Genomic DNA, 26,794 nt, shown 5'->3' on the forward strand with positions numbered 1-26,794 from the left:
TCGGTTCGGTGGATCAGGCGTCCACGGTCCGATCGACGAAGTTGGGATTGGGCGGGGTGTCGTCGTTGCCGCGCGAACCGGTCGGCAGGGCGAAACAGACCGTCGCCCCCTGTTCGGCCGTCGTGACCACATGGCGGAAGGCGCCGAACAATTCACGGCCATAGCCCCAGGACGAACCCTCGGCGTTGACGGTGGATCGGGCGGCCAGCGGACGAGCGGTCAGGTCGGAAACGCCGACGGTGGTCAGAACCCCGGCCTCGGCGTCCAGGCGGATGATGTCGCCATCCTGAACATGGGCCAGCGGACCGCCGGCCAAGGCCTCGGGCGAGACGTGGATGGCGGCGGGCGTCTTGCCGCTGGCGCCCGACATGCGGCCGTCGGTGACGAAGGCGACCTTGAACCCCTTGTCCTGAATGACGGACAGGGCCGGCGACAGGCTGTGCAGTTCGGGCATGCCGTTCGCCTTGGGCCCCTGGAAGCGCAGGACAACGACCACGTCGCGGAACAGCTTGCCATCCCGGAAGGCCTGGAGTGCGTCTTCCTGGGTCTCGAACACGGCGGCGGGCGCCTCGACGATGCGGTTCTCGGGTTTGACGGCGGAAATCTTGATGACTGCGCGGCCCAGGTCGCCCTGAACCAGACGCAGGCCCCCCTCCTTGTCGAAGGGATTCGAGGCCGGGCGCAGGATATCGAGATCAAGACTTTCCTGGACCCCATCGCGCCAGACCAGTTCGCCGTCCACCATCGACGGTTCCTGGAAATAGGCCTGGATGCCCTGACCCATGATGGTCGTCACGTCGGTGTGGATATTGCCCGCCATCGCCAGCTCACGGGCGATGAAGGCGACGCCGCCGGCGGCCTGGAAGGCGTTCACATCCGCCGAGCCGTTGGGATAGACCCGCGCCAGCAGTGGCGTGACCGACGACAGCTCGTCCATGTCGGTCCAGTCGATCAGCACGCCTGCCGCCCGCGCCATGGCGACCAGGTGGATGGCGTGATTGGTCGAGCCGCCGGTGGCCAGCAGGGCCACGATCATGTTGACGATGGACTTCTCGTCGATGACGTCGGCCATTCTGCACTCGCCGCTGCGGGCCAGTTCGACCGCCCGTTTCGCCGCCGCCGCCGTCAGAGCGTCGCGCAGGCCGGTATCGGGATGGACGAAGGCGGTGGAGGGCATGTGCAGTCCGCCCAGCTCCATCATCATCTGGTTGGAGTTGGCCGTGCCGTAGAAGGTGCAGGTGCCGGGCGAGTGATAGCTGCCGATCTCGCTTTCCAGCAGGGTCTGACGATCGACCTTGTTCTGCGCATATTCGGCCCGGACGCGGGCCTTTTCCGCGTTCGGAATGCCCGACGGCATCGGGCCGGCTGGGGCGAAGACGACCGGCAGATGGCCGAAGGCCAGGGCGCCCATGAACAGGCCCGGAACGATCTTGTCGCACACGCCCAGCATCAGACCGGCGTCGAAGGCGTCGTGCGTCAGTGCGATCCCCGCCGACATGGCGATCAGGTCGCGGCTGAACAGCGACAGCTCCATGCCGGGACGACCCTGGGTGACGCCATCGCACATGGCGGGGGTGCCGCCGGCGACCTGAGCCGTGGCGCCAACCTCGCGCACGGCCTTGCGCACCACGTCGGGGAAGCGCTCGAACGGCTGGTGGGCCGACAGCATGTCGTTATAGGCGGTGACGATGCCCAGATTGGGCTTGGACCCGTCCATCGCCGTCAGCTTGTCGGCGATGGTCTGACCTGCGAAGGCGTGGGCCCAGTTGGCGCAGCTCAGCTTGGCGCGGCCGGCGCCGCTGTCGCGCGCCGCGTCCATGCGACGGATGTAGTCGGCGCGGGTCTCGCGGCTTTTTTCGACGATGCGGGCGGTGACGGCCGCCACGGTGGGATGAAGCGCCATTTCAGCCTTCCTCCGTCCACAAAACTTCAAGGGGAACGCCGGCGGCGATCAGGGCGGCGATGGGTTGGATCTTCGGATCGCCTTGGGCCTGTTCTTCGAACACCCGACGCTTGGCGGCGCCCTTCAGGCCCAGGATCACCCGGCCCGCAGACATCATATAGGGCAGGTTGATCGACAGCCGTTCGAGCGTCGGCGCCATGCCGTCGCGCCCATGCGGCACGCCCAGCACCGTGGGCTTCAGCGTCGGCGTCAACAGGGTCTTCAGCGTCGGGCTTTCGGGGAACATCGAGCAGATATGGCCATCCTCGCCCATGCCGAGAAGGACTGCGTCGAAGCGGGCGCCGGCATCGCCAAGGGCCTTGGCCGCCACGATGGCCGCACGGTCCACGGTGACCTCGGGCGTATAGAGCGGGATGAAGCGGGCCGTCGCCGCCTTGTCCTGAAGAAGCACGTCGCGGATCAGACGGGCATTCGATTCCGGCGAGGTCTCGGGCACATACCGCTCGTCCACCAGGGTCACGGCGATTTTGGACCAGTCCAGATCGGTCGCCGCCAAGCGGCGGTAGACGGGCGCAGGCGTCGAACCGCCGGGACCGGCGAACAGAGCCTGCCCATGGTCGCGGACGGCCGCGCCAAGCGTTTCGGCCAGACGCGCGGCGATGGCTTCGGCCCAGGTCTCGACGGAGGCGAAGGCTTCGATGGCGGGGGTCTCAGACATCGGTGGTGTTCCAGTCGCGGCCGGTTCGGGCCATCAGCATGTCGGCGCTGTCGGGACCCCAGGTTCCGGCGACGTAGTCGTCGGGCTTCAGGCCAGATTCGGCCCAGGCCTCGGACACCTCGTCCACCCATTTCCAGGCCTGCTCGGCCTCGTCGCGGCGCACGAACAGAGTCGAATCTCCGGCCATCGCGTCCAGCAGCAGACGCTCATAGGCGATGCGGCGGCGCGGGGGGGCGTCGCCCTTGCCGTCAACGCCCCACGACAGGCTCATCTTGATCGGCTGCAGCTGCATGCGTTGATCCAGGCCCGGGCGCTTGTTCATCACCGTCAGAGAGATGTCTTCCTCGGGCTGCAGCTCGATGATCATCCGGTTGGCCTGAACCTCGCCGCGGTCGTCGCGATCGAAGATCGAGTGGGGCACTGGCTTGAATTGGATGACGATCTCGGTGCGCTTCTCGGGCAGACGCTTGCCGGTCCGCATGAAGAAGGGCACGCCCGCCCAGCGCCAGTTGTCGATGTCGGCCCGAACGGCGACGAAAGTTTCGGTGTCGGACGGCTGGCCGCGCTCCTCGTCATAGCCCTTGGCCGGCTTGCCCTCCGAGACGCCCGCCACATACTGACCGCGCGCTGTCACGCGCTCAGCCTCGTCGGGGGTAATCGGACGCAAGGAGCGCAGCACCTTGACCTTCTCGTTACGCACTGAGTCGGGGTCCAGGTCGCTGGGCGGCTCCATCGCCACCAGGCACAGCAGCTGCAGCATGTGGTTCTGCAGCATGTCGCGCAGGGCGCCGTATTCGTCATAGTAGGGCCAGCGATCGCCGACGCCGACCGTCTCGCCGATCGTGATCTGCACGTGGTCGATGGACAGGTTGTTCCACAACGGTTCGAAGATCGTGTTGCCAAACCGCAGGGCGATCAGGTTCTGGACCGTCTCCTTGCCCAGATAGTGGTCGATGCGGAACACCTGGTTCTCGCTGAAGGCGTGGGCCACGGCGTCGTCGATTTCGAGGAAGGACTTCAGGTCGCGCCCGACCGGCTTTTCAAGCACGATACGGCAGTTCTTTTCCGCCAGACCCGCCGCCTTCATCGCCGTGACGATGCGGGCGTAGAGCGAGGGGGACACGGCCAGGAAGGAGGTGACCTCGCCGTCGCCGACCTTGTCCTTCAGCGGCTTGAGACTTTCGGGCGAGGTGGCGTCGACCGCCAGATAGTCCAGGCGGGCCTTCATCCGCGACCAGCTGGCCTCGTCCCAGACCTTGTCGGCTTCGGCGCGCGCCTTCACCGCCTCGTGAACCTTGGCGATATAGTCGTCGGCGCTCTCTTCGGAACGCGCAGCGCCGATGATCTTCAACCCTTCCGGCAGCAGGCCGTCGTGTTCAAGGAAATAGAGCGACGGCAGGAGCATGCGCATCGCCAGATCGCCGCCGCCGCCAAACAGAATGAGAGCCGCCATGTCTTGTCCCTCGATGATCCCATTTGTCGGGACGCACGCCTTTACGGTCTAGCCGCTGTCTTTGGCCGCTTCCGCCCGCGAGGCCAACACGTCCAGCACGTCCTGAAACACCATGTTACGGGCATGGAGAAGAACGAGCAGGTGATAAATCAAATCCGCAGCCTCGCTGGCGAGTTCCTCGTCCGGGCCGGCGACACCGGCCAGCGCGGTCTCCACGCCCTCTTCGCCGACCTTCTGCGCGATGCGTTTGGGCCCCTGTGCGATCAGTCGGGCGGTCCAGCTTTTGGACGGATCGGCGGCGGCCCGTTCGGCGATGGTCCGCTCCAGCCGGGCGATCCGACCTAGGCCCGGCGCGTCGGCCTCGCCGAAACAGCTCGTCCGGTTCAGGTGGCAGGCGTTTCCGACCGGCCTGACGCCCAAAACGATGGCGTCGGCGTCGCAGTCGGCCGTGATGGAGACGATGTGAAGCCGGTCGCCCGAGGTCTCGCCCTTCCTCCACCGCCCCCCGCGCGAGCGCGAGAAGAAGGTGGCTTCGCCGGATGCGATCGTCTCGTCCAGCGCCGCGCGATCCATATAGGCCAGGGTCAGGACCTGCAGCGTTGCGGCGTCCTGAACCACGACGGGGACCAGGCCGTCGCCCTTGGCGAAGTCGATGGTGTTCGGGTCGATCATGGTCGTTGTTCCTGATCCTCCACCGCGAAGCGGGGGAGGGGGACCGCGCGCAGCGCGGTGGAGGGGGCGAAACCGGGCGAGGTGCTGAATGTCGCGAGACAGTGTCTGAGGTCGCCCCCTCCACCGCTTCGCGGTCCCCCTCCCCCGTTCCGCTGCGCTTCTCGGGGGAGGATCATATGCGCATCTCCAACCCTTGCTGCGCTAGATAGGTCTTCAGGTCGGGAATGGCGATGGCGCCGGTGTGAAAGACGCTGGCGGCCAGGGCGCCGGAGACGTCGGCCTGCTCGAACACAGCCTTGAAATGCTCGGGCGCGCCGGCGCCGCCCGAGGCGATAAGCGGAATGGTCAGGCGTGCGCGGGCGGCGGACAGTTGCTGGATGTCATAGCCGCGCCGGACCCCGTCCTGATCGATGCAGTTCAGCACGATCTCGCCGGTGCCCAGGCTCTGCGCCTCGTCCAGCCAGTCCAGGGTGCGCTTGCCCGCGCGGCGGCGCGCGGACGCGTCGCCGGTGTACTTGTGGACCACCCAGTCGCCGTCCTCGAACCGGCTGTCGACGCCGACGACGACGCATTGGCTGCCCAGCCGCGCCGCCATCTCGGCGATCAGTTCGGGCCGTTCCAGAGCCGGGGAGTTGATCGAGACCTTGTCCGCCCCGTGGTCCAGGCAGCGCGCCGCCTGCTCCACGGTGCGAATGCCGCCGGCGACGCAGAAAGGAATGTCCAGTAGTCGGGCGATGTCCTTGATCCAGCCGTAGTCCAGCGTCCGCCCCTCGGGACTGGCGGTGATGTCGTAGAAGACCAGTTCGTCGGCGCCCGCATCGCGATAGCGGGCGGCCAGCTCGGCCGCATCGCCCATGTCGGTGTGACCGACGAACTTCACGCCCTTGACCACCCGGCCGTCCTTCACGTCCAGGCAGGGGATGATCCGCCGGGCGGTCATATCGTACGGGCCGCTGCGATCGCCTCGGGCAGGGTGAAGCAGTTCTCGTAAAGCGCGCGTCCGACGATGGCACCGTGACAGCCCAGCGCCTTGATCGCGGCAATATCGTCCAGCGAGGAAACGCCGCCCGAGGCCTGCAACACCAGATCCGGCCGACGGCTGCGGATTTCGGCCAGCAGGTCCAGGTTCGGCCCGGTCAGGGCGCCGTCGCGACCGACATCGGTCACCAGCAGGTGTTTGGCCGTCCCTTTGGGATACCGATCCAGCCCCTCCCAAAGCGTCATGCCTGAGGACTGGGTCCAACCCTTCAGTGCAGGCACCGGCACGCCGTCCTCGATCTTGACGTCCAGGGCCAGGGTGATGCGCTCGACGCCGAAGGTTTCCAGCCAGGTCGCCACCGCCTCAGGCTGGGTCACGGCCAGCGATCCGACCACGACGCGCGACACGCCGGCGTCCAGCAGCTTTTTCACATCGTCGGCGCTGCGCACGCCGCCGCCCGACTGAACCTTGACGTCGATGGCCTGGGTCAGTTCACCGATCAGAGCGTGCTGGCGCGCCTCGCCCGCCTCGGCTCCGTCCAGATCGACGATGTGAATCCACTCCGCGCCCTCGGCCGCGAAGGTCGTCAGGCGGGCGGCCGGCTGCTGGTCGTAATGCGTCACCTGGGCAAAGTCGCCGTGCATCAGGCGCACACAGACGCCGTCCTTCAGGTCGATGGCGGGATAGATCAGCATGACAGGCCCAGGAAGTTCTTGAGGATGGTCGCGCCGGCCTCGGCCGAGCGTTCGGGGTGGAACTGGCAGCCCCAGCGGTTGGCGGATCGAACCACAGCCGGAACGACGCCGCCATAGTCGGCGCGCGCCAGGGTCGCTGGTCCGTCGGCACAGACGAAGCCGTGGACGAAATAGGCATAGGCGCCGTCGGCGACGCCCTCCAGCAAGGGGTCGTCGCGGTCGCGCGTCAACCGGCTCCAGCCCATGTGCGGCACCGGCAGATCGCCCTCAGGCTTCAGCCGGGTCACCGCACCGGGAATGAGGCCCAGCAGATCGACGCCGTCGCCCTCGTCGCTCGATCCGAACAGCAGTTGCTGACCCAGACACACACCCAGCAGAGGGCGCGGGAAGGCGCGGATCGGCGCGATCAGACCCAGGTCCGACAGGCGCTTCATGGCGTATCCGGCCGCGCCGACGCCAGGCAGGATCACCCGTTCAGCCTCGGCGATGACGGCGGGATCATCGGTGAGGCGCACGGTCGCGCCCAGCCGCTCCAGCGCGAACTGCACCGAGGCGACATTGCCAGCGCCGTAGGCGATGATTGCGACCTCGGTCACAGAACCCCCTTGGTGGACGGCACGGCGTCGCCCTCGACGCGGATGGCCTGGCGCAGGGCGCGGCCGAAGGCCTTGTAGACGGCTTCGGTCTTGTGGTGGTCGTCCTGGCCCGTGACCTTGATGTGCACGGCCGCGCCCATGGCCTCGGCCAGAGACCGGAAGACGTGGGCGGTCAGGTCGGTGCGGTAGTCGCCGATGAAGGGCGTCTCGAACGTGCCCTCGAACAGCGGATACGGGCGGCCGGAAAGATCGATCGAGACGGTCGCATTCGCCTCGTCCATCGGCAGGACGAAGCCGTAGCGGGCGATGCCCTTGCGCTCGCCTAACGCCTGTTTCAGCGCCTGACCCAAGGCGATGGCGCTGTCCTCGATCGTGTGGTGCGGATCGGTGTGCAGGTCGCCTTCGCATTGCAGACGCAGCGAGAAGCCGCCGTGGGCCGCGATCTGCTCCAGCATGTGATCGAAGAAGCCGACGCCGGTCTGGATCTTCACCGGACCGGGCGCATCCAGATCGACGGCGCAGACGATGCGGGTTTCCTTGGTGTCGCGCACGGCCTGACCAACGCGGGCGGGCCGGCGCTTGGCGGGCGTCAGGCCTAAGGCGGCGAGCAGCCGGTCGTTGACCTCGGACTTGATCGAGATCGGCAGGCGCAGACGCTCGCCAGACAGATCGGCCTCGACGCCGTAAGTCTTCAGACCGGCCAGGGCGGCGGCAGGCTCTTCGGGGCGGGCCATGATGATGGGACCGACGCCCGGTTCGACCGGCATCTGGCGACCCAGTTCACGCACGACTCGTTCGCGCTCTCGCCGAACCGAGGCGATCCGCTCGGCGGTCTCGATCATCCGCGACGGATCGAGCGCCTGCATCGCCAGCCGCACCAGCGGTTCGGGCAGGGCATAGGGTTCCAGCACCGACGCCAGTCGCGCCAGGGTCTGGGCTTGGGCGATCGCGGCCCCGACGCGGGCGCCGGCCAGGCCATAGGCCAGGGACAGGCTGCGCAGCACGACCAGATTCGGCTGATCGGCGGCGACCGTCACGGCCGAGACGCTGTCGGAGAATTCGATCAATCCTTCGTCCACCACCAGCAGGGCGGGGGCGACGCGGGCGGCCATCTCGGCGACGGCTTCGGGCGAGCCCAGGGCGCGGATGACGACGATATTTGCCTCTGAAGCGGGTTCGCCCTTGGCCGGATAGATGGCGGCAAGACTGTCATAGGGTTCGGCCTTCGGGGCCTCGACCGAGCCGCCGTCGCGCGCGGCGAGGCGATAGGCCAACTCCAGCCCGTGGGTCAGGCCGCGCACCGGCAGCACCTGGTCGGCAGGCACGCCATAGACGGCGGCCATGCGGACGGCGAGGGCTGAGGCGTCGTCGGGATAGCGATCCAGACCTTCGCCGCCGGAAACCAGCGGGGGATAGGGAGCGGGCAGGGTCATCCTTCGGCCCTCAAATCCGCCGCTCGGGCGTGAGCTTCCAGGCCCTCCATCCGGGCTAGACGGGCGGCGATGGGGGCCAGCTGACGGGCGCCGGCCTCGGTCACCAGCTGGACCGACATGGTGGTCATGAAGCTGGCGGTGGTGACGCCGCCCAGGGTGCGGGCGCCGCCGTCGGTCGGCAGGACGTGGCTGGGACCAGCGGCGTAGTCACCCAGCGTCTCGGCGGCGAACCGGCCGACGAAGACGGCGCCGGCGGCGTTTATCGAATCGACCAACGGCTCGGGATCGTCGATCTGGATCGCCAGGTGTTCGGGGCCATAGAGATTGGCGACCTCTGCGGCCGCGTCGAGGTCGCGGATCAGAATGGCGCGGGCCTCGTTCAGCGAGGCGCGGGCGATGGCTTCGCGGGGCAGGGTTGCGATCTGCACCTCGACCTCGCTCAGGATGTAGTCGATGGTGGCGCGGCTGGTGGAGACCAGCAGAACCTGCGCATCCGCATCGTGCTCGGCCTGGCTGAGCAGGTCGGCGGCGGCGATCTCGGGCGCGGCGTCGCGATCGACGATGACCATCAACTCCGACGGGCCGGCCGGCATGTCGACGGCGGGACCGCCCGGCAGGGCGCTCGCCTGCTTCTTGGCCTCGGCCACATAGGCGTTGCCGGGTCCGAACAGCTTGTCACAGGCCGGAATGACCCCGTCTTCCAGTTCGACGCCGAAGGTCAGGGCGGCGATGGCCTGGGCGCCGCCCATCAGCCAGATGGCGTCCAGTTCCGCCTCTGCGGCGGCCAGGATCATGGCGGGGTGGATGCCGCCCTCCTTGTTCGGCGGCGTGACGGCGACGCGCTGGCCTACGCCCGCAACGCCGGCCGGAATGGCCAGCATCAGCAGCGAAGAAAACAGCGGCGCGGTGCCGCCGGGAATATAGAGACCGGCCGAGGCGATGGGACGCCAGGCCAGTTTGGACCGCACGCCGGGCGTCGTCTCGATAAAGGGAGTGTCCTCGGGCCGGGTCGCCTGGTGGAAGACGCGCACATTGTCGGCCGCCATGCGCAGGGCGCGCACGTCGCCGGGCGGCAGGGCGTTGCGCGCCTCGGCCACAGTCTCGGGCGTGATGGCGATGCGACGGGGCGGCGCCTTATCCAGCTTCAGGCACCAGTCGGTTACGGCCGCGCCGCCGCGCTGGCGCACGTCGTCCAGGATGGTGCGCACGACCTCGGTCACGTCGCCGGCGGTGCGTTGGGCCGGGCGGGCCAGGGCGGCCGTCTTGCCGGCGGCGTCGAGGGAAGACCAGTCGATGCGTTTCATCACATCATCTTCTCGATCGGCAGGACCAGGATGGCCGAGGCGCCGGCGGCCTTCAGCTTCTCGAGCGTCTCCCAGAAGACGGCCTCTTGGCAGACGGCGTGGACGGCGACCGCATCGTCGCGCCCCATCAAGGGCATGACGGTCGGCGAGCCGGCGCCGGGCAGGATGGCGGTGATCTCGTCCAGGGCCGAGCGCGGGGCGTTCAGCATGACGTATTTGGCGCCTTGCGAGGACACCACGCCCGCCATCCGCTCGATGACGCTGTCCAACAGCTGCTGCAAGGCGGGCTCGGGCGCCACGGGCGACTGGATCAGCACGGCCTGGCTTTCCAGAACCGTATCCTTGGCCCCCAGGCCGTTGGCCTCCAGCGTCGCGCCGGTCGAAACCAGGTCGCAGATGGCGGCGGCCAGTTTCAGCCGCGGCGCGACCTCGACGGCCCCGCGCATCACGACGATGTCGGCCTTGACCCCGCGTTCGTCGAGGAAGCGGCGCAGGATTTTAGGATATGAGGTGGCGATGCGCAGCCCGTCCAGCGAGGCTGGACCGTCATAGGCAAGCGTCGGAGGCGTGGCGATCTTGAGCGTGCAGCGACCGAAGCCCAGCGGCATGACGATCGAGGCGTTCGGCCCGCCGTTGCGACCTTCCTCCAGCACGTTCTCGCCGACGATGCCCAGGTCGCAGACGCCGTCCGCCACGAAGGTGGGAATGTCGTCGTCGCGGACGCGCAGTAGGTCGATCGGATAGTTCTCGACCCGGTACAGCAAGTCGTTGTGACCCTTGACCCATTTCAGGCCCGCGTCGCGGATCAGGTCGAGGCTGCGGTCGGCCAGACGGCCGGATTTCTGGACGGCGATGCGAAGCCGGCCCTGCACGGTGCTCATGTTCGGATACTCAGTTCTTGTTCTTTAGGCGGTCCAGGGCGAGGCGATAGCCCTGATGCGGCATGTCTTTCAGATAGCGGGCGACGCGGACGACGGTGGTGGGGCTGGCATGGGCCTCTGCGGCGATCTCGCGATAGGATTTGCCGCCGGCGTCGAGCAGACGCGCGACCTGCCAGCGCTCGGAGAAGGCGCGCAGTTCCGCAGGCGTGCAAAGATCGGCCAGAAAGGCGTCGATCTCGGCGCGCGTCTGCATCGACAGCAGAGCGTCATGCAGGTCGTCACGGGCGGGCGGGGTCGTCATGCGCGTTCCACTATGCTGTAACGGTGGAACAGTCAAGGGGGAGGAGACAGATCGTGCCTGGCGCACTATCTGCGTCCCATGACCAAGGTTCTCATCATCGGCGCGGGACACGCTGGCGGCTCCGTCGCGGCGTTCCTGCGGCAGTATGGGCATGAAGGCCCCATTGTGCTGGCGGGCGAGGAGGGTGCGCCGCCGTATCAGCGGCCTCCATTGTCCAAGGCCTGGCTGAAGGGAGAGGCGGATCTGGAGGCGCTGCTGCTGCGGCCTCTGAGTTTCTACGCCGAGCAGAACATCGACTTCCGACCCTCGACGATCGCCGTGTCGGTGGATCCGGCAGCGAAGACGGTAGCCTTCCACGACGGGTCGTCCGAGACCTACGACATTCTTGTGCTGGCGACCGGATCGACGGCGCGTAAGCTGCCGGTTCCGGGCGGGGACCATCCCGATCTGCTGGAACTGCGCACGATGAAGGACGCCGAGCGACTGAAGGCGGTGCTCGGGCCCGGCAAGCGTCTGGCGGTGGTCGGCGGCGGATATGTGGGGCTGGAGGCGGCGGCGTCGGCGCGGGCCCTGGGCGCCGAGGCGGTGGTGATCGAGCGCGCGCCGCGCGTGCTGGCGCGGGTGGCGTCCGAAACCCTGTCGGCCTTCTTCACGGCGCAGCACCGGGCGCACGGCGTCGAAATCCTGACCGACGCTGAGGTGGTCGCCGTGGCCCGCGACGGCGTGAGCCTGGCCGGCGGATCGGTGGTGCGGGCGGATGCGGTGTTGGTGGGCGTCGGCGCCTTGGCGTGCGACGCTCTGGCGCGATCGGCCGGCCTGACCTGCGACGACGGCGTGGTGGTGGATGCCGAGGCGCGCACCAGCGACCCGGCGATCTTCGCCATCGGCGACATGACGCGACGACCTATTCCGGTCCACGGCGGCGTGCATCATCGGCTAGAGAGCGTGCCCAACGCCTTGGAGCAGGCCAAACAGGCGGCCGCCGCCATCGTCGGGCGGGCCGGACCGACGCCGGAAGTGCCTTGGTTCTGGTCGGACCAGTATGACGTCAAGCTTCAGATCGCCGGCCTGCCGTTCGACGCCGACCGACAGGTGGTGCGTGGCGACCCGACGTCGTCGGGCTTTGCGGTCTTTCATCTGAACGGCGACCGCATCGTCTGCGTCGAGGCCGTCAACGCTCCGCCCGAGTTCATGGCCGGCAAACAGTTGATCGCCAAGGCGACGCCTGTGGACGTGGACAAGCTGGCCGATCCGTCGGTGTCGATGAAGGCGGTGGCAGCAGACTAGCTTGTCTCCTCCCCACTTGTGGGGAGGGGGGACCGCGCAGCGGTGGAGGGGTTCTTGAAGTCCCACAGGCGCAAGTGATGCGGTGAAGAACCCCTCCGTCACGGCGCAAGGTGCGCCGCGCCACCTCCCCGCTCCGCGGGGAGGAGACAACGTCGCCGCAGTGCAACAAAACTGTTGCGCTTTACGTTCGTGACCGTTCAAGCTGCGACTTCAACGCGGCGGGGGCGGATGACGAGAGCTTTCGACGAAATGAATGGCGGCGGATCGGGTGCGATCCGCGACAGCTACAAGATGCTGGCGGCGTGGCTGGAAAACGCGCCGGCCGATCTGCTGCAGGCGCGCTCGCGCCAGGCGGAGCTGTTCTTCCGCCGCATGGGCGTGACCTTCGCCGTCTATGGCGACGAGGAATCCAACGAGCGGCTGATCCCCTTCGATGTCGTGCCGCGCATCATCGGCGCGGACGAATGGGGTGGTCTGGAAAAGGGGCTGAAGCAGCGGGTCACCGCCATCAACGCCTTCCTGAAAGACATCTATGGCCCGCAGGACTGCATCAAGGCGGGCATCGTCCCGGCCGATCTGATCCTGACCAATCCGCACTATCGGCCGGAGATGCAGGGCCGTCGCCCACCGGGCGATGTCTGGTGCCATATCTCGGGCGTCGATCTGGTGCGCACGGGCGAGGACGGCTTCTACGTGCTCGAAGACAATTGCCGCACGCCGTCGGGCGTCTCCTACATGCTGGAGAACCGCGAGATGATGATGCGGCTGTTCCCCGACCTGTTCGCGGAACACGCCGTGCGTCCCGTCGAGATCTACACCGACATGCTGCTGCGCTCGCTGCAGGCCTCAGCGCCGGCAGGGGCGGGGGCGGATCCGACCATCGTCGTGCTGACGCCCGGCCCCTTCAACTCGGCCTACTATGAGCACAGCTTCCTGGCCGATAAGCTGGGCGTCGAGCTGGTTCAAGGCACGGACCTGTTCGTCAATGACGACACGGTCTTCATGCGCACGACCGAGGGGCCCAAGCGCGTCGATGTTATCTATCGCCGTATCGATGACGACTTCCTCGATCCCCTGACCTTCATGCCCAACTCCACCATCGGGGTGCCGGGGTTGATGTCGGCCTATTTCGCTGGAAGGGTTACCCTGGCCAATGCGGTCGGGACGGGCGTGGCCGACGACAAGGCCGTCTATACCTACATGCCCGAGATCATTCGCTTCTTCACGGGCGAGGATGCGATCCTGCAGAACGTGCCGACCTGGCGCTGTCGCGAGCCGGACGCCCTGAAGGAAGTGCTGGATAAGCTGCCGGAACTGGTGGTCAAGGAAGTCGGCGGATCGGGCGGCTACGGCATGCTGGTCGGGCCGACCTCGACCAAGGCCGAGATCGAGGATTTTCGCGCCAAGCTGATCGCCGATCCCGACGACTTCATCGCCCAGCCGACGCTGAGCCTGTCGACGGCCCCGACGCTGAACGGCGGCGCGCTGTCGCCCCGCCACGTCGATCTCAGGCCGTTCGTCCTGTCCAGCCCGGCCGGGGTGCGCGTCGCGCCCGGCGGCCTGACGCGGGTGGCGCTGAAGGAAGGGTCGCTGGTGGTGAACTCCAGCCAGGGCGGCGGAACCAAGGACACCTGGGTGCTGGACAACTGATGCTTTCACGCACCGCAGACAGCCTCTACTGGACCGGCCGCTACATGGAGCGGGCGGACTTCCTCGCCCGAATTCTGGAGGCGGCGATCCGTCTCGCCGCCCTGCCGGCGAAAGATCAGGCCACCGTCACCGCCTGGGCCGGTGCCATCGCCTCGTCGGGGGTCAAAGCCGGCTTCGATGCGACCGGCCGGACCGTGTCGGAAAAGTCCGTGCGGGAATATCTGGCCTTCGGCTTCGACAATCCGACCTCGATCAAGGCCTGCATCACCAAGGCGCGGACCAATGCGCGCTCGGTGCGCACCGCCCTGACCATCGAACTGTGGGAGGCGATCAACGGCGCCTGGAACGGTCTGAACGAGCTGGGCGAACCGACCAAGCGCGACGACTTCACCAACTTCCTCGACTTCGTGAAATCGACGTCTCTGGCGGTCGAAGGCGCCTCGTCGCGGACCATGCTGCGCAACGACGCCTACTGGTTCCTGCGACTGGGCATGGCGATCGAGCGGGCCGACAACACCGCACGCCTGCTGGACGTGAAATATCACCTGCTGCTGCCGCCCGGCGAACGGGTGGGGGGGCAACTGGACTACTTCCAGTGGACGACCCTTCTGCGCGAGGTCTCGGCATTGACCGCCTATCGCTGGGTTTACCGCGAAAGCGTGCGGCCCTGGCTGGTGGCGGACCTGCTGGTGCTGAATCGCCAGATGCCGCGCTCTCTGGCCTCATGTCAGGGCATGATCGTCAGCTATCTGGAGAAGTTGGCGACCGATTATGGCCGGCGCGGCCCGGCGCAACGGCTGGCCTCCAATCGCCTGAGCCAGTTCAACGAGGCCAAGATCGAGGACATCTTCCAGTCCGGCCTGCACGAATACATCCAGGGCTTCCTGAACGAGAACAACGCCTTGGCCGCGGCCGTCCACGAACAGTATCTGGTCTGACCATGCGGATCCGGATCGACCACTCCACCCGCTACGCCTACGCCCGGCCCGCGCGCTTCATCGTCCAGATGCTGCGCCTGACGCCCAAGTCGTGCGAGAGCCAGCAGGTCCGCGACTGGCGGATCGAAACCGATGTGGACGCCCGTCTGCGGCGCAGCGAGGACGCGTTCGGCAACATCGTTCACAGCCTCTACACCGAGCGGCCGACCGACGCCCTGACCATCCGCGTCACCGGCGAGGTCTCGACCGTTGAGACGGGCGGCGTCGTGAAGGGACAGGCTGAACGCCTGTCGCCCATCGTCTATCTGCGCGACACCCCGATGACCAAGGCCGACGCCGGCATCGTCGATTTCGCCCGCTCCATTCCTGAGGGCGCGACGCTGAGCCGGATGCATCAGTTGATGGGCGCGCTGAAGGATACGGTGGCGTTCGAGGTCGGCTCGACCTCCGCCTCCCACACCGCCGCCGAGGCCTTCGCCCAGAAGCGCGGCGTCTGTCAGGACCATTCGCAGATCTTCATCTCGGCCGCACGCCTGCTGGGCGTGCCGGCGCGCTACGTCTCGGGCCACCTCAGCCGTCAGGACGGACGCCACGATCAGGACGCCGCCCATGCCTGGGCCGAGGCCTGGGTCGACAATCTGGGCTGGGTCGGGTTTGATCCCGCCAACGGCATCTGCCCGACCGAACACTACGTCCGGGTTGCGGTCGGCCTGGATGCACGGGGCGCCACCCCGATCCGGGGCACGAGCTATGGCGGCGGCAAGGAGCAACTGACCGTCGCCCTGAATGTGCGGCCGGTGCAACAGAGCCAGCAACAACTGCAATCGAGCGGATGGCCCCGATAGGCATGACGCGCGAATCTGTTAGCGTCTGGGGATTCGCAACGCGGGGAGCGAATAGAGCGAAGTGACCTATTGCGTAGGCATGCTGGTGGACGACGGGTTGGCGATGATCGCCGACACGCGCACCAATGCGGGCGTGGACAACATCTCGTCCTATCGCAAACTCCACATCTACCAGTCGCCGGGCGAGCGGATCCTGGCTGTCGCGACGGCGGGCAATCTGTCGGTCACCCAGACGGCGCTGGCCATGGTCGCAGCCGGGGTCAAACTGCCGGACTCCACCGAACTTGAGACGCTCCAGACCGCCCCGACCCTGTTTCGCGCCGCCCAGTTGCTGGGCCATGCGATGGCCAGCGTGCGCGCCAGCATCAATACGCCGCCGACGCCGACCGCCGACGGGTTGAACGTCACCGCCTCCATGCTGCTGGGCGGTCAGATCGCCGGCGGCAAGATGGGGCTGTATCTGATCTACGGGCAGGGCAACTTCATCGAATGCGGGCCCGATACGCCCTATCTGCAGATCGGCGAGCTGAAATACGGCAAGCCCATTCTGGATCGCGCCCTGCACAGCTCCACCTCCCTGTCCGAGGCGGTGAAGCTTGGGCTGATCTCGTTCGATTCGACCATCCGCTCGAACATCGCCGTCGGCCCACCGCTGGACCTGATCGTGATGAAGCGCGACCAGCTGATGGGCACGGCGCGCCGCATTGAGGCGGATGATCCCTATTTCCGCGACCTGGGTCGGCGTTGGTCCGAAGCCCTGGCCGCCGCGCACCGCGCCATGCCCGATCCGACCTGGCTGGATCTCGACACGTCGACGCCTCAGAGGAGCATCAGCGCCGTCGGCTAATTAAGATTGCGATTTGTTCGCAATTGTCTTGTGCCTTCCTGTGGAGCTGGTTATTGCGAGCGCATCGCAAAATCAGACCAAAAGGTCGCAAGAGTATGTCCGAATCCCGCGCCGCCGCGCTCCGCTCGCTTCTGTTCGCTTCCAGCGCCGCCGGCATGCTGGTCGCCGCCCCCGCTTTCGCCGCTGACGTGACCGCCGAGGACGGCGTGGTCCTCACGGCCGACCAGTCCCAGCCCGCCAATCTGGGCACGATCGACGTCAACGGTCAGTTCAAGAAGCCGGCCCCTGTCAGCCCCGAGTTCGTCGCGCCCCTGGTGGACACGCCGCGCGCCGTGACGGTCATCCCCCAGGCCATCATCGAACAGACCTCGGCCTCGTCCTTACAGGACCTGCTGTCCAACTCCCCCGGCATCACTTTCGGGGCAGGCGAGGGCGGTCAGCCCTTGGCCGATCGTCCCTTCATCCGGGGTCAGTCGTCGGGCAACAACATCTTCGTGGACGGCATTCGCGACACTGGCGGGCAGCAGCGCGAGGTCTTCAACCTGGAACAGGTCGAGGTCATCATGGGGCCGGACGCCGTCTATTCGGGACGCGGTTCGGGCGGCGGCAGCATCAACCTGGCCTCCAAATCGCCCAAGCTGAACGCCTTCACCAATGTCAGCGCGGGCGCGGGCACGGACGGCTATCTGCGCGGCACGGTCGATGCGAACCTGCCGCTGGGCGAGACCGCCGCCCTGCGCATCAACCTGATGGGCGCCCAGGGCGACGTGCCCGGCCGCGACGCCGTCGACTACGACAAATGGGGCTTGGGCCTCAGCCTGGGCGCCGGCCTGGGTACGCCGTCGTCGATGGTGTTCAGCTACTATCACCTGACCAGCGACCAGATGCCGGACTACGGGATTCCGTTGTTCACCAAGATCCAGTCGCGCACGACCGACAGCGGCGTTCTGGATGTGCCCTATGACAGCTTCTATGGGCTGAAGACGCGCGACTACCTGACCAATGAGGTGGATACCTTCACCTTCAAGGCCGAACATCGACTCAGCGATTTCGCCACGATCCGCAACGTCAGCCGCTATTCGCAGACGCTGAACGACTACATCGTCACCAACCCCGGCGACGGCGGCTATGTCGGACGCGCGGCGGACGGCACCTACTGGATGAAGCGGGGCACCAAGACCCGCTGGAACCCGGTCACCACCCTGGCCAATGTGACGGATGTCTTCGGCCAGTTCGCCACCGGTTCGATCAAGCACAGCTATGACGTCGGCGTGGAGCTGTCGCGCGAGCACAACAGGAACGCCACCTATTCGACCTACACCACCTCGGGCTCGGCCTGTCCGACCGATCTGACGACGGTGTCGGGAACCTATCCGACCGCCACAGGCGCTTCGGGCGCCGGCGACTGCACCCAGGTCTATAACCCAAACCCCGATGACGCCTGGACCGGCGTGATCAATCGCGGCCCCACCAGCTCCAACACGACCGAGGCCATCGGCGTCTATGCGAACGACAGCATCACCCTGACCGAGCGACTGATCCTGAACCTGGGCGTTCGCTGGGACCAATATTCGGTCAAGGGGGTCAATGCCGTTTTGGGTTCGCCTTCGTCCACGGCTGGCGTCTGGAATGTTACGGGCTACACCGCCGTGCCGGAACGGACATGGGAGTTCACCAACTATCAGGTCGGTCTGGTGTTCAAGCCGACGCACAACAGCAGCGTCTATGCGTCCTGGTCCACCTCGTCGACGCCGCCGACCATTTCGGCGGGCGACCAGAACGCCTCGGGCGGTACGGGCACGGTCGATGGCGTCGCCAACACCGTTCTGGAGCCGGAAGACACCGAAAGCACCGAGATCGGCGCCAAGGCCAATGTCTTGAACGACCGCCTGACTCTGTCGGCGGCTGCCTTCCACCTGACGCGCAAGAACGCCCTGATCCTGGTTGAGCCCAATATCTTCCGTCAGGAAGGCGAGGCCGAGGTCAACGGGTTCGAGCTGGGCGTGTCGGGCAGCGTCACGCCGAAATGGACCGTGTTCGGCGGCTACACCTACATGGACTCCGAACTGACCAAGGCGGCCGTGGTCGTGTCGGGCACGCCGCCGATCGCCATCGTCAATCCTCTGCAAGGCTTGCCGCTGGCCAATACGCCCCAGCACAGCGCCAGCCTGTTCACCACCTATCGCGTCCTGCCCCGGCTGAAGGTCGGCGGCGGCGTCTACTACACGTCCAAATCTCTGGGCGGGAACCAAGGCGGCGCGGGCGGCGGGAACAACCGCATCTATGCGCCCGAATGGACCCGCGTGGACGCCTTCGCCGCCTATGATCTGACGGATCGCGCGACGCTTCAGCTGAACGTCAAGAATGTGACGGACGAGGAATACATCATGCGCACCAACGGCGTTCACCACGCAGACGTGGCCGCAGGTCGCCAGGCCATCCTGGCCCTGAACCTGCGCTTCTAAAGGCCGCTTCCCCGGCCTAGTCTGACGGCCCCGCGATCCCCCGCGGGGCCGTTTCGTCTTTCAGCGAGAACGCCCGTGCTGCTGCAGATTCCGGAAGTCTTCTCCAAGGCCGAGGTCGCGACCCTCCGTGCCCGGCTGGACGCCGGGCCGTGGGCGGACGGCAACGCCACCTCGGGCCATCAATCGGCGACGGCGAAGAAGAACCTTCAACTGCCCGAAGAGTCGGACGTGGCGAAGGAGGTTTCCGCCCTTGTCGTCCAGGCGCTGAACGCCAATCCGATGTTTGTGGCGGCGGCCCTGCCGCACACGATCTTTCCGCCCTTGTTCAACCGCTACGAAGGCGGGGGTGAGTTCGGCCTGCACGTCGACAACGCCATCCGCCAGTCCCGCACCGGCGGGGCGATTCGCATTCGCAGCGACCTGTCGGCGACCCTTTTTCTGTCCGAGCCCGAGGACTACGACGGCGGCGAACTGATCATCGAGGAGATGTATGGGTCGCAGGCGGTCAAGCTGCCGGCCGGTGATCTGGTCCTCTATCCGTCTAAGAGCCTGCACCGGGTCACGCCGGTGACGCGTGGGGCGCGGGTGTCGTCCTTCATGTGGATGCAGAGCCTGGTCCGCGATGACGCCGATCGCGAGACCCTGTTCCGTCTGGACATCGCCACCCAGCGCGTGGCGACCGAGAGGGGGCCCAAGGATCAGGCGGTGATCGAACTGACCGGCGTCTATCACAATCTTCTGCGGCGCTGGACCGAGCTCTGACGCTCAAGGCGCCGCGACGTCGCTAAATGCTATTGCAACCCGTTCGCAACAATGGCACAGCGAGCCCGTGACCGAACTCGCGACACAGCGTCAGGCCGAAACCGCCGCCAAGGGCCCCAAACCCAAGGCGGCGCTGAACGGCGCACGGTCGTTCTGGCTGAAGCAGCTGCATAGCTGGCACTGGATTTCAGCGGCGGTCAGCCTGGTCGGCATGATCCTGTTCGCGGTCACCGGCATTACCCTGAACCATGCGGCCTCGATCCCCGGCGATCCGGTGACGGTCGGACAGACTGCGACCTTGCCGGCGCCCCTGCTGCAGCGGCTGGCCAGCTTTCCTCAGGAGACGACCGATCCCGTTCCCGACGCGGTCGCCCGCTGGGCGTCCGAGGCTCTTAAGGTCGAGATCGCCGACAAGCCGACCGAGACGACGGCGGAAGAGGTCTATGTCGCCCTGGCCATGCCTGGCGGCGACGGCTGGGTCACCATCGACCGTTCGACTGGCGAGACCCTGCACGAGAAGACGACGCGCGGCTGGATCGCCTACCTCAACGACCTGCACAAGGGCCGCAACGCCGGCGTGGTCTGGTTCTGGTTCATCGACGTTTTCGCGGCGGCCTGCGTCATCTTCGCCCTGACGGGGCTGGGTCTGATGTTCCTGCACGCCAAAGGTCGGCCCTCGACCTGGCCGCTGGCGGCTCTGGGCCTGCTGATCCCCGTCGTTATCGCCCTGATCTTCATTCACTGACGAGTTTTCCGATGCGCCTTCTTCCCGTCGTCATCACCACCGTCGGCCTGGCCGCCGCCGCTGCGCCCGCCATGGCCGCCGACCTGACGGTGTCGGTCGAGATTCCGCGCCTGAACACCGCCTCCTATCATCGCCCCTATGTCGCGGTGTGGATCGAAAAGCCGGATCAGTCAGCCGAGCGAACCCTGGCCGTCTGGTATCAGCAGACCCGCAACAACGAGGGCGACGGCAAGGACTGGCTGAAGGATCTGCGCACCTGGTGGCGCAAGGGCGGTCGGGCCATGAGCCTGCCGGCCGACGGCGTATCCGGGGCCACGCGCGCGCCAGGCCGCCAGACCATCACCGTACCCGCCGCCCGTCTGCGCAACCTTCAGCCCGGCCAGTACAACATTGTCGTCGAGGCGGCCCGCGAACTGGGCGGGCGCGAGGTCGTGCGCGTGCCCTTCCGCTGGGGCTCGGCCAACACCGGCGCCGGAACCGGCTCCACCGAACTGGGCGCCGTGCGCGTCGCCGTCTCTCGCTGAGGATCATGACCATGAAAAAGACGATCGCCCTGCTGACGCTGGCCGCAGCGCTGGCCGCCCCCATGGCCGCCCAGGCCCACCGCGCCTGGCTGGCGCCCACCGCCACGACCCTGTCGGGCACGGACGCCTGGGTCGGGTTCGATGCGGGCATGTCGAATCAGGTGTTCAACCCCGATCACGCCGCCATGCGCCTGACCGGCCTGACCATCACCGCGCCGGACGGCTCGGCGGTCCAGCCCGAGAACGCCATGCAGGGCCGCTATCGTTCGACCTTCGACGCCCATCTGACCCAGAACGGCACCTACAAGATCGCCAACGTCATGAACGGCGTGATGGCCAGCTACACCCTGAACGGCGAACAGAAGCGCTGGCGCGGCGCGGCCTCGGACTATCCGGCGGGCCTGCCCGAGGGCGCGACCAATGTTCAGGCGACCCGCACCGCCAGCCGCGTCGAGACCTTCGTCACCCTGAACAACCCCACCGACACCGTCTTCAAGACGACCGGCGAGGGGCTTGAGCTGGTTCCCGTCACCCACCCGAACGATCTGGTGGTCGGCGAACCCGCCACCTTCAAACTGCTGAACAACGGCCAGCCGGCGGCGGACATCGATGTCACCGTGGCGCGCGGCGGCCTGCGCTACCGTGACAACCCCGAGGAATCGACACTCAAGACCAACGCCGAGGGCGCCTTCACCATCACCTGGCCGGAAGCGGGCATGTACTGGCTGAACGCCTCGGTCCGCACCGAAGGCCAGGGCGAAACGCTGGGTTCCAACGCCAGCTATGTGGCGGCGATGGAAGTCCTGCCCTAAGCGAAGGGCCATGTCCGACATTCCCCCCTCGCGCGGTTCCCGCGCCGCCCCGCCCACGGTCAATATCGGCGACGCCGCCCCTCTGGGCGACCGCGCCGATAACCGCGTCCTCGTGCCTGCGATTGAAGGCGCGCCGCCTCGTCCGCCCAGCGACCTGATCCGTTCGCTGGGCGGCCAGACCATGGGCACGACCTGGAGCGCGCGCGTCATCGCCCCGCCAGGCATGGGCGAGGCCGAGATCCGGTCTGCGATCGAAGAGGAACTGGCGACCGTCGTCGGTCTGTTCAGCCCGTGGGAGCCGTCCAGCGAAATCAGCCGCTTCAACACCGCCCCCGCCGGCGTCTGGGCGGTGTCCCAGCCGTTCTGGGATCTGCTGGATGCGGCGATGACCCTGGGCGACGAAACCAACGGCGCCGTCGATCCGACCCTGGGCGCCTTGGTCGATCTGTGGGGCTTCGGCCCGCCCGGCCCGCGTTCGGCCTTGCTGCCCGTCCCGTCCGAAGACGAGATTGCGGCGGCTGCGGCCGTGTCGGGCTGGCAAAAGCTGCGGCTGAACGGCGAGGCGCGGGCTGTGATGCAGATGGGCGGGATGAGGCTGGACTTCTCCGGCATCGCCAAGGGTCATGCGGTGGATCGCGTGTCCGACCGCCTGATGGCCATGGGCGCGACCTCGCACCTGATTGAGATCGGCGGCGAGTTGAAAGGGCGCGGCGTCAAGCCGGACGCCCAGCCGTGGTGGGTCGAGATCGAGCGGGTCGAGGGTTCGCCGGCGCCCCACACCGTGGCGGCGTTGTTCGATCTCGCCGTGGCGACCAGCGGCGACTATCGCCGCGCATTCCGCCATGACGGGCGCCTTTATCCCCACACCATCGACGGATCGACCGGTCATCCGGTCAGCAACAATCTGAGTTCGGTCACCGTCCTGCACCCCTCGGCCATGATGGCCGACGCCTACGCCACGGCCCTGACCGTCATGGGGCCGTTCGACGGACCGGACTACGCCGAGGCCGTCGGCCTGATGGCCCATTTCGTCGAACGCACCGAGCGCGGTCCGGTCGAGCGGATGACGCCGGCCTTCGCCGTCCTGCTTGACGACGACGGAGACCGTCCGGGGTGACAGCCGATCCGCAGCGCTGGCTGTGGGCGGTCGGAGCCTTTGCGCTTTGGCTGGCCCTGATCGCCGTCGTCGTCTGGCGTGAGCGCAGGGCCAATGCGGCGGCCCGCGCGCGGTCTGATGCTCTGGCGGGCGCAGGCGAGGGACGGCCGGTGTTGATCGCCTTCGCCAGCCAGACGGGCCTCGCCGAGGAACTGGCGTGGATGACGGCGCGGTCTCTGGGCGATGGCGGCGTGGGCGCGCGGGTGCTGTCCTTCGCTGACTTGGACCTAAAGACCCTCAAGGCGGCGGAGCGCGCGCTGCTGATCGTCTCCACGACGGGCGAGGGTGATCCGCCCGACAGCGCCGCCCGGTTCGTGCGCAAGGTCATGGGTGAGGCGACGGACTTGTCGAAATTGCGCTTCGGTCTGCTGGCGTTGGGCGACCGCAGCTATGACCAGTTCTGCGGCTTCGGCCATGCGGTCGACGGCTGGCTGCGACGCGCGGGCGCCGAACCTCTCTTCGACATGGTCGAGGTCGATAATGGTGAGGCCGGCGCCATCCGCCACTGGCAGCACCAGCTGAACCAGATCACCGGCAGCGTGACGGCCCCTGACTGGACGCCCCCGGCCTACGACCCCTGGCGGCTGGTCGAACGCATCCTGGTCAATCCGGGCAGTCCCGGCGGGGAGGCGTATCATCTGGCCTTCGAGGCCATGGGCGCGGCGCCCGACTGGTCGGCCGGCGACATCGCTGAGGTCGGCCTGCCTGAGCGTGATGGCGTCACGCCCGGCTCGCGCGAATATTCCATCGCCTCTCTGCCGTCGGACGGCCGGGTCGAGTTCCTGATCCGCCTGATGCGCCACCCCGACGGCGCCCCGGGTCTGGCGTCGGGATGGCTGACGCAGGATCTTTCGCTGGGCGATCAGGCTGGAATGCGCCTGCGCACCAACCGCAGCTTCCACGGCCCGGCGGACGAGACGCCGATGGTCCTGATCGGCAACGGCACGGGCATCGCCGGTTTGCGCGCGCATCTGAAAGCGCGGGCGGCGGAGGGCGGGGCCTGGCTGCTGTTCGGAGAACGCACGCAAGCGCATGACGCCTTCTTCGATGCGGAGTTGCAGGCCTGGCTGGCGTCGGGCGTGCTGCGGCGGCTGGATCGGAGCTTCTCGCGCGACGCCGGCGACGGCCGATATGTGCAGGACCTGGTCGCGGCTGCAGCCGACGAACTGCGTGCCTGGGTCGCGCGCGGCGCGGCGATCTACGTCTGCGGCAGTCTGGAAGGCATGTCGCAAGGCGTGCATGCCGCGCTGGAAAGCGCGCTGGGCGCGGACGTGGTGCTGACCATGCTGGAAGACGGCCGCTACCGCCGCGACGTGTACTGAACGCCGTCCTTGCCGATGGCGGCTACCGGCCTAGACGCGCCAGCAGTTCCGCCGCGAAGGTCGACAGGGTGTCGTCGCGCGCGCCCATGACGATGATCCGGTCGCCCGGCTTGGCGATCTCGACGATCCGGTCACCGCAATCGGCGCGCGTCGCCAGCGCCTCAGCCTGACGGCCGGCGGCGCGGACGCCGGAGGCGATGTCTTCCGATCCCACGCTGCGGTCGGTGGTGCCGCCGTAATAGACCGGCTCGGGCATCAGCAGCACGTCGTCCTCGCGCATCAGGCCGGCGAAACCGTCGATGAACTCCGACTTCATCAGCTTCAGCGGCCCGAACCCATGCGGCTGGAACAGGATCAGCAGCCGGCCGTCGAAGGCGTGCAGGGTCTTCAGCGTGGCGGCGATCTTGTCCGGGTTATGGGCGAAGTCATCGATGACGGTGATGTCGCTCGCCGTCCCGACCACCTCCATCCGGCGACGGATGCCGGCGAAGGTCTCCAGCGCCTTGACCGCCTCGGTCGTCGGCACGCCCAGCGCCCGGGTGGCGCCCAGCGCCGCCAGGGCGTTGGCGACATTGTGGGCGCCGGGCACGTTCAGAACCACGTCGTGTTCGCTCCAGCCCTCGATCAGGCGAAACCGCATGCCCGTCGGCAGGGGCTGAAGATCGTGGCCGGACAGGTCGGCTTTCTCTTCGCCCAGGCCGAAGGTGATCGCTTTCCCAGCCGGCAAGGTCTGGGCCAGGGCCGCCGTCTCGGGATTGTCCAGGTTCAACACGGCCGTCGTCGCCCGCGCGGTGAAGCCGCCGAACAGGTCGCGCAGCTCCTCCATCGACTTGTGGTCCAGCGAGATGTTGGACACCACCGCCACCGTCGGATCGTAGCGGGCGATGGAGCCGTCGCTTTCATCCACCTCCGACACGAACACGTCGGGCCCGCCGATCAGGGCGCTGGCGAACGGATGGTCGGCGTCGGCGAAGTTCTTCATCACCGCCCCGTTCATGACGGTCGGCTCGCGGCCCGTCTGATGCAGGATCCAGGCGATCATGCCGGTGATGGTGGACTTGCCGCTGGTGCCCGCGACCCCGACCGAGGTCGGGGCGGCGTTGAAGAGTTCGCTGAGCAGTTCGGGCCGGGTCTTGATGGTTGCGCCCGCGCGCCTGGCCGCGCCGATGTCGGGCACCGTCTCCTCGATGGCGCCGGTGGCGATGACGGTCTGATCCGCGCGGGTCACGCCCGATCCGTCTTGGGGGTGCAGGGTCACGCCGTGGGCGCGCAACCAGTCGAACTTCTCGGGCGTGCGGCCCTGGTCCAGCGCCCGGTCCGACCCTTCGATCACGGCGCCGCGCGCCTGGACGATCATGGCCAGGGGCAGCATGCCCGACCCGCCGATGCCGCAGAAGAAATAGGAGGCGTCTTGGTTCATGCCCCCTTAGAACAGGGGATCGGGCCGGTCCGCCAGTAGGGGATCGCAAAAACGACGAAGAAGACGGACGTGGAAACCAACAGCTTCAAGATCGGCGTCGTCTGCGCCAGTTCGCGCTTCTCGAAGGAGCGCGCCGAGGCGGTCGAGGCATGGATGGCGCACAACCATCCCGACCGCGACGTCGCCGTCGTCTTCCACCCCGCCTGTTTCCTGAAACACGGTCATTTCGCAGGCGACGACCGGGCGCGCGCCGACGCCTTCGTGGAGTTCGCCAACGACCCCCGCATCGACGCCATCTGGTTCGCGCGCGGCGGATACGGTTCGTGCCGCATCGCCGATGCGGTGATTCCGCGCCTGGACGCCGTCGCCCGCAAGAAGCGCTACATGGGCTATTCCGACGCCGGCAGCCTGTTGGCCGGGATGTATAAGGGCGGGTTCCAGCATCTGGCGCATGGACCGATGGCCTCGGATTCGGTGCGCGACGACGCGACCGCGCGCGGCGCCCTGTCCTGGCTGACCACGGGACGCACCGACTGGATCGAGCCGTCGTTGGCGACCGATCCGCGCCCGGCCGTCGCCTTCAACCTGACCATTCTGAACGAACTGACCGGCACGCCGCTGGAGCCCGATCTGTCCGACCACGTCCTGATGTTGGAGGAGGTGTCCGAGGCCGCCTACCGGATCGACCGGATGATGTTTCACTTGACCAGCCAGTCCAGCATCCGTCGCGTGGCCGGGATTCGCCTGGGACGGGTCTCTGACATCACGCCAAACGACCCCGATTTCGGTCAGACTCCGGAAGAAATCGTTCGGTACTGGTGCCTGCGTTCGGGCATACCTTTCCTGGGAAGCGCCGATATCGGGCATGACGCCGCCAACAAGGTCGTCCCCTTCGGTCGCCCTTAAGGCGAACGACGCGCGACGAAAAGGACACAGTCTCGCCTCTATTCGTTGGGGCAAGCCCGCCCGCCTCTCGACAGAACGCCGGTCCTGACCTCAGATGCCGGTCCGCGAGGCGTTAGGACTTCGTTAGCCAAGGCGTTGGGGGACGCTGCGGATTGCGCCTTCTGCGATGCGGCGGTTCGT

25 protein-coding genes are annotated in these 26,794 nt (G+C 67.3%); 13 read left to right on the top strand and 12 right to left on the bottom strand.

Translation table 11 applies throughout. The annotated features are described in order from the left end of the window. Window positions 1-13: 13 nt before the first annotated feature. From edd to DT343_RS15340, 11 genes are all read right to left on the bottom strand, one after another. A complete protein-coding gene (edd, locus tag DT343_RS15285; RefSeq protein WP_112863537.1) occupies window positions 14-1,903 on the bottom strand; it encodes a phosphogluconate dehydratase in 1,890 nt (629 codons plus the stop codon). A 1-nt stretch (window position 1,904) separates the two neighbouring features. Continuing rightward, a complete protein-coding gene (gene pgl, locus DT343_RS15290; protein WP_112863538.1) occupies window positions 1,905-2,621 on the bottom strand; it encodes a 6-phosphogluconolactonase in 717 nt (238 codons plus the stop codon). Continuing rightward, window positions 2,614-4,074: a glucose-6-phosphate dehydrogenase gene (gene zwf / locus DT343_RS15295; protein ID WP_112863539.1), complete on the bottom strand. Its 1,461-nt coding sequence runs from the start codon at window positions 4,072-4,074 to the stop codon at window positions 2,614-2,616. The genes pgl and zwf overlap by 8 nt, the downstream gene beginning before the upstream one ends. Window positions 4,075-4,122: 48 nt before the next feature. After that, window positions 4,123-4,746 (bottom strand): bifunctional phosphoribosyl-AMP cyclohydrolase/phosphoribosyl-ATP diphosphatase HisIE, encoded by a 624-nt coding sequence (gene hisIE, locus DT343_RS15300; RefSeq protein ID WP_112863540.1) that lies wholly within the window; start codon window positions 4,744-4,746, stop codon window positions 4,123-4,125. Between the two features lie 172 nt (window positions 4,747-4,918). Further along, window positions 4,919-5,686, bottom strand: a complete 768-nt coding sequence (gene hisF / locus DT343_RS15310; protein ID WP_112863542.1) for an imidazole glycerol phosphate synthase subunit HisF — start codon at window positions 5,684-5,686, stop codon at window positions 4,919-4,921. Beyond that, entirely contained in the window at window positions 5,683-6,420 is a 738-nt protein-coding gene (gene hisA / locus DT343_RS15315) for a 1-(5-phosphoribosyl)-5-[(5-phosphoribosylamino)methylideneamino]imidazole-4-carboxamide isomerase (protein WP_112863543.1), read from the bottom strand. Before hisA ends, hisF begins: the two co-directional genes overlap by 4 nt. After that, entirely contained in the window at window positions 6,414-7,016 is a 603-nt protein-coding gene (gene hisH / locus DT343_RS15320; protein ID WP_112863544.1) for an imidazole glycerol phosphate synthase subunit HisH, read from the bottom strand. The genes hisA and hisH overlap by 7 nt, the downstream gene beginning before the upstream one ends. Further along, a complete protein-coding gene (gene hisB / locus DT343_RS15325; RefSeq protein ID WP_112863545.1) occupies window positions 7,013-8,449 on the bottom strand; it encodes an imidazoleglycerol-phosphate dehydratase HisB in 1,437 nt (478 codons plus the stop codon). Before hisB ends, hisH begins: the two co-directional genes overlap by 4 nt. Next, window positions 8,446-9,753, bottom strand: coding sequence for a histidinol dehydrogenase (hisD, locus tag DT343_RS15330; protein WP_112863546.1), 1,308 nt, complete (start codon window positions 9,751-9,753; stop codon window positions 8,446-8,448). The genes hisB and hisD overlap by 4 nt, the downstream gene beginning before the upstream one ends. Beyond that, on the bottom strand, window positions 9,753-10,634 hold the full coding sequence (gene hisG / locus DT343_RS15335) for an ATP phosphoribosyltransferase (protein ID WP_055752833.1): 882 nt from the start codon (window positions 10,632-10,634) through the stop codon (window positions 9,753-9,755). The genes hisD and hisG overlap by 1 nt, the downstream gene beginning before the upstream one ends. Window positions 10,635-10,644: 10 nt before the next feature. After that, window positions 10,645-10,935: a YerC/YecD family TrpR-related protein gene (locus tag DT343_RS15340; RefSeq protein ID WP_017504407.1), complete on the bottom strand. Its 291-nt coding sequence runs from the start codon at window positions 10,933-10,935 to the stop codon at window positions 10,645-10,647. 78 nt (window positions 10,936-11,013) lie between these two features. Between DT343_RS15340 and DT343_RS15345 the strand changes: the two genes are divergently transcribed. The 12 genes from DT343_RS15345 (at window position 11,014) to DT343_RS15400 (ending at window position 24,288) form a co-directional block, all read left to right on the top strand. After that, complete coding sequence (locus DT343_RS15345; RefSeq protein WP_112863547.1) at window positions 11,014-12,222, top strand: NAD(P)/FAD-dependent oxidoreductase; 1,209 nt, start codon at window positions 11,014-11,016, stop codon at window positions 12,220-12,222. A 228-nt stretch (window positions 12,223-12,450) separates the two neighbouring features. Further along, a complete protein-coding gene (locus DT343_RS15350; RefSeq protein WP_112863548.1) occupies window positions 12,451-13,872 on the top strand; it encodes a circularly permuted type 2 ATP-grasp protein in 1,422 nt (473 codons plus the stop codon). Then, window positions 13,872-14,810 carry an alpha-E domain-containing protein gene (locus tag DT343_RS15355; protein ID WP_112863549.1) on the top strand — a complete coding sequence of 313 codons (939 nt, stop codon included), beginning with the start codon at window positions 13,872-13,874 and terminating at the stop codon, window positions 14,808-14,810. The genes DT343_RS15350 and DT343_RS15355 overlap by 1 nt, the downstream gene beginning before the upstream one ends. 2 nt (window positions 14,811-14,812) lie before the next feature. Further along, window positions 14,813-15,655, top strand: coding sequence for a transglutaminase family protein (locus DT343_RS15360; protein ID WP_112863550.1), 843 nt, complete (start codon window positions 14,813-14,815; stop codon window positions 15,653-15,655). 61 nt (window positions 15,656-15,716) lie between these two features. Then, a complete protein-coding gene (locus DT343_RS15365) occupies window positions 15,717-16,502 on the top strand; it encodes a peptidase (RefSeq protein ID WP_112863551.1) in 786 nt (261 codons plus the stop codon). 95 nt (window positions 16,503-16,597) lie between these two features. After that, window positions 16,598-18,967, top strand: coding sequence for a TonB-dependent receptor (locus tag DT343_RS15370; RefSeq protein ID WP_112863552.1), 2,370 nt, complete (start codon window positions 16,598-16,600; stop codon window positions 18,965-18,967). Between the two features lie 75 nt (window positions 18,968-19,042). After that, window positions 19,043-19,729 (top strand): Fe2+-dependent dioxygenase, encoded by a 687-nt coding sequence (locus DT343_RS15375; RefSeq protein WP_112863553.1) that lies wholly within the window; start codon window positions 19,043-19,045, stop codon window positions 19,727-19,729. A gap of 67 nt (window positions 19,730-19,796) precedes the next feature. Next, window positions 19,797-20,474 carry a PepSY-associated TM helix domain-containing protein gene (locus DT343_RS15380; RefSeq protein WP_112863554.1) on the top strand — a complete coding sequence of 226 codons (678 nt, stop codon included), beginning with the start codon at window positions 19,797-19,799 and terminating at the stop codon, window positions 20,472-20,474. 11 nt (window positions 20,475-20,485) lie between these two features. Next, a complete protein-coding gene (locus tag DT343_RS15385) occupies window positions 20,486-20,998 on the top strand; it encodes a DUF2271 domain-containing protein (RefSeq protein ID WP_112863555.1) in 513 nt (170 codons plus the stop codon). An 11-nt stretch (window positions 20,999-21,009) separates the two neighbouring features. Beyond that, on the top strand, window positions 21,010-21,810 hold the full coding sequence (locus DT343_RS15390; protein ID WP_220116736.1) for a DUF4198 domain-containing protein: 801 nt from the start codon (window positions 21,010-21,012) through the stop codon (window positions 21,808-21,810). A 10-nt stretch (window positions 21,811-21,820) separates the two neighbouring features. Further along, window positions 21,821-22,927 (top strand): FAD:protein FMN transferase, encoded by a 1,107-nt coding sequence (locus DT343_RS15395; protein WP_112863557.1) that lies wholly within the window; start codon window positions 21,821-21,823, stop codon window positions 22,925-22,927. Continuing rightward, the gene (locus DT343_RS15400; RefSeq protein WP_112863558.1) at window positions 22,924-24,288 is read left to right on the top strand and encodes a sulfite reductase subunit alpha; all 1,365 of its coding nucleotides are present in this window, start codon (window positions 22,924-22,926) and stop codon (window positions 24,286-24,288) included. Before DT343_RS15395 ends, DT343_RS15400 begins: the two co-directional genes overlap by 4 nt. Before the next feature lie 22 nt (window positions 24,289-24,310). On the opposite strand, the gene DT343_RS15405 is transcribed toward DT343_RS15400, so the two are convergent. Further along, window positions 24,311-25,708 (bottom strand): UDP-N-acetylmuramate--L-alanine ligase, encoded by a 1,398-nt coding sequence (locus DT343_RS15405; RefSeq protein ID WP_112863559.1) that lies wholly within the window; start codon window positions 25,706-25,708, stop codon window positions 24,311-24,313. Between the two features lie 69 nt (window positions 25,709-25,777). Between DT343_RS15405 and DT343_RS15410 the strand changes: the two genes are divergently transcribed. Next, window positions 25,778-26,614, top strand: coding sequence for an LD-carboxypeptidase (locus DT343_RS15410; protein WP_112863560.1), 837 nt, complete (start codon window positions 25,778-25,780; stop codon window positions 26,612-26,614). The last annotated feature ends 180 nt before the right edge of the window (window positions 26,615-26,794 follow it).

The organism is Brevundimonas vesicularis, assembly GCF_900445985.1.
In the GTDB taxonomy this organism is placed as follows: Bacteria; Pseudomonadota; Alphaproteobacteria; order Caulobacterales; family Caulobacteraceae; genus Brevundimonas; species Brevundimonas vesicularis_D.

Bases quoted from the DNA above. Each gene is read 5' to 3' on its own strand.
- edd (WP_112863537.1), bottom strand. From the start codon at position 1,903: ATGGCGCTTCATCCCACCGTGGCGGCCGTCACCGCCCGCATCGTCGAA.
- pgl (WP_112863538.1), bottom strand. From the start codon at position 2,621: ATGTCTGAGACCCCCGCCATCGAAGCCTTCGCCTCCGTCGAGACCTGG.
- zwf (WP_112863539.1), bottom strand. From the start codon at position 4,074: ATGGCGGCTCTCATTCTGTTTGGCGGCGGCGGCGATCTGGCGATGCGC.
- hisIE (WP_112863540.1), bottom strand. From the start codon at position 4,746: ATGATCGACCCGAACACCATCGACTTCGCCAAGGGCGACGGCCTGGTC.
- hisF (WP_112863542.1), bottom strand. From the start codon at position 5,686: ATGACCGCCCGGCGGATCATCCCCTGCCTGGACGTGAAGGACGGCCGG.
- hisA (WP_112863543.1), bottom strand. From the start codon at position 6,420: ATGCTGATCTATCCCGCCATCGACCTGAAGGACGGCGTCTGTGTGCGC.
- hisB (WP_112863545.1), bottom strand. From the start codon at position 8,449: ATGACCCTGCCCGCTCCCTATCCCCCGCTGGTTTCCGGCGGCGAAGGT.
- hisD (WP_112863546.1), bottom strand. From the start codon at position 9,753: ATGAAACGCATCGACTGGTCTTCCCTCGACGCCGCCGGCAAGACGGCC.
- hisG (WP_055752833.1), bottom strand. From the start codon at position 10,634: ATGAGCACCGTGCAGGGCCGGCTTCGCATCGCCGTCCAGAAATCCGGC.
- DT343_RS15340 (WP_017504407.1), bottom strand. From the start codon at position 10,935: ATGACGACCCCGCCCGCCCGTGACGACCTGCATGACGCTCTGCTGTCG.
- DT343_RS15345 (WP_112863547.1), top strand. From the start codon at position 11,014: ATGACCAAGGTTCTCATCATCGGCGCGGGACACGCTGGCGGCTCCGTC.
- DT343_RS15350 (WP_112863548.1), top strand. From the start codon at position 12,451: ATGACGAGAGCTTTCGACGAAATGAATGGCGGCGGATCGGGTGCGATC.
- DT343_RS15355 (WP_112863549.1), top strand. From the start codon at position 13,872: ATGCTTTCACGCACCGCAGACAGCCTCTACTGGACCGGCCGCTACATG.
- DT343_RS15360 (WP_112863550.1), top strand. From the start codon at position 14,813: ATGCGGATCCGGATCGACCACTCCACCCGCTACGCCTACGCCCGGCCC.
- DT343_RS15370 (WP_112863552.1), top strand. From the start codon at position 16,598: ATGTCCGAATCCCGCGCCGCCGCGCTCCGCTCGCTTCTGTTCGCTTCC.
- DT343_RS15385 (WP_112863555.1), top strand. From the start codon at position 20,486: ATGCGCCTTCTTCCCGTCGTCATCACCACCGTCGGCCTGGCCGCCGCC.
- DT343_RS15390 (WP_220116736.1), top strand. From the start codon at position 21,010: ATGAAAAAGACGATCGCCCTGCTGACGCTGGCCGCAGCGCTGGCCGCC.
- DT343_RS15395 (WP_112863557.1), top strand. From the start codon at position 21,821: ATGTCCGACATTCCCCCCTCGCGCGGTTCCCGCGCCGCCCCGCCCACG.
- DT343_RS15405 (WP_112863559.1), bottom strand. From the start codon at position 25,708: ATGAACCAAGACGCCTCCTATTTCTTCTGCGGCATCGGCGGGTCGGGC.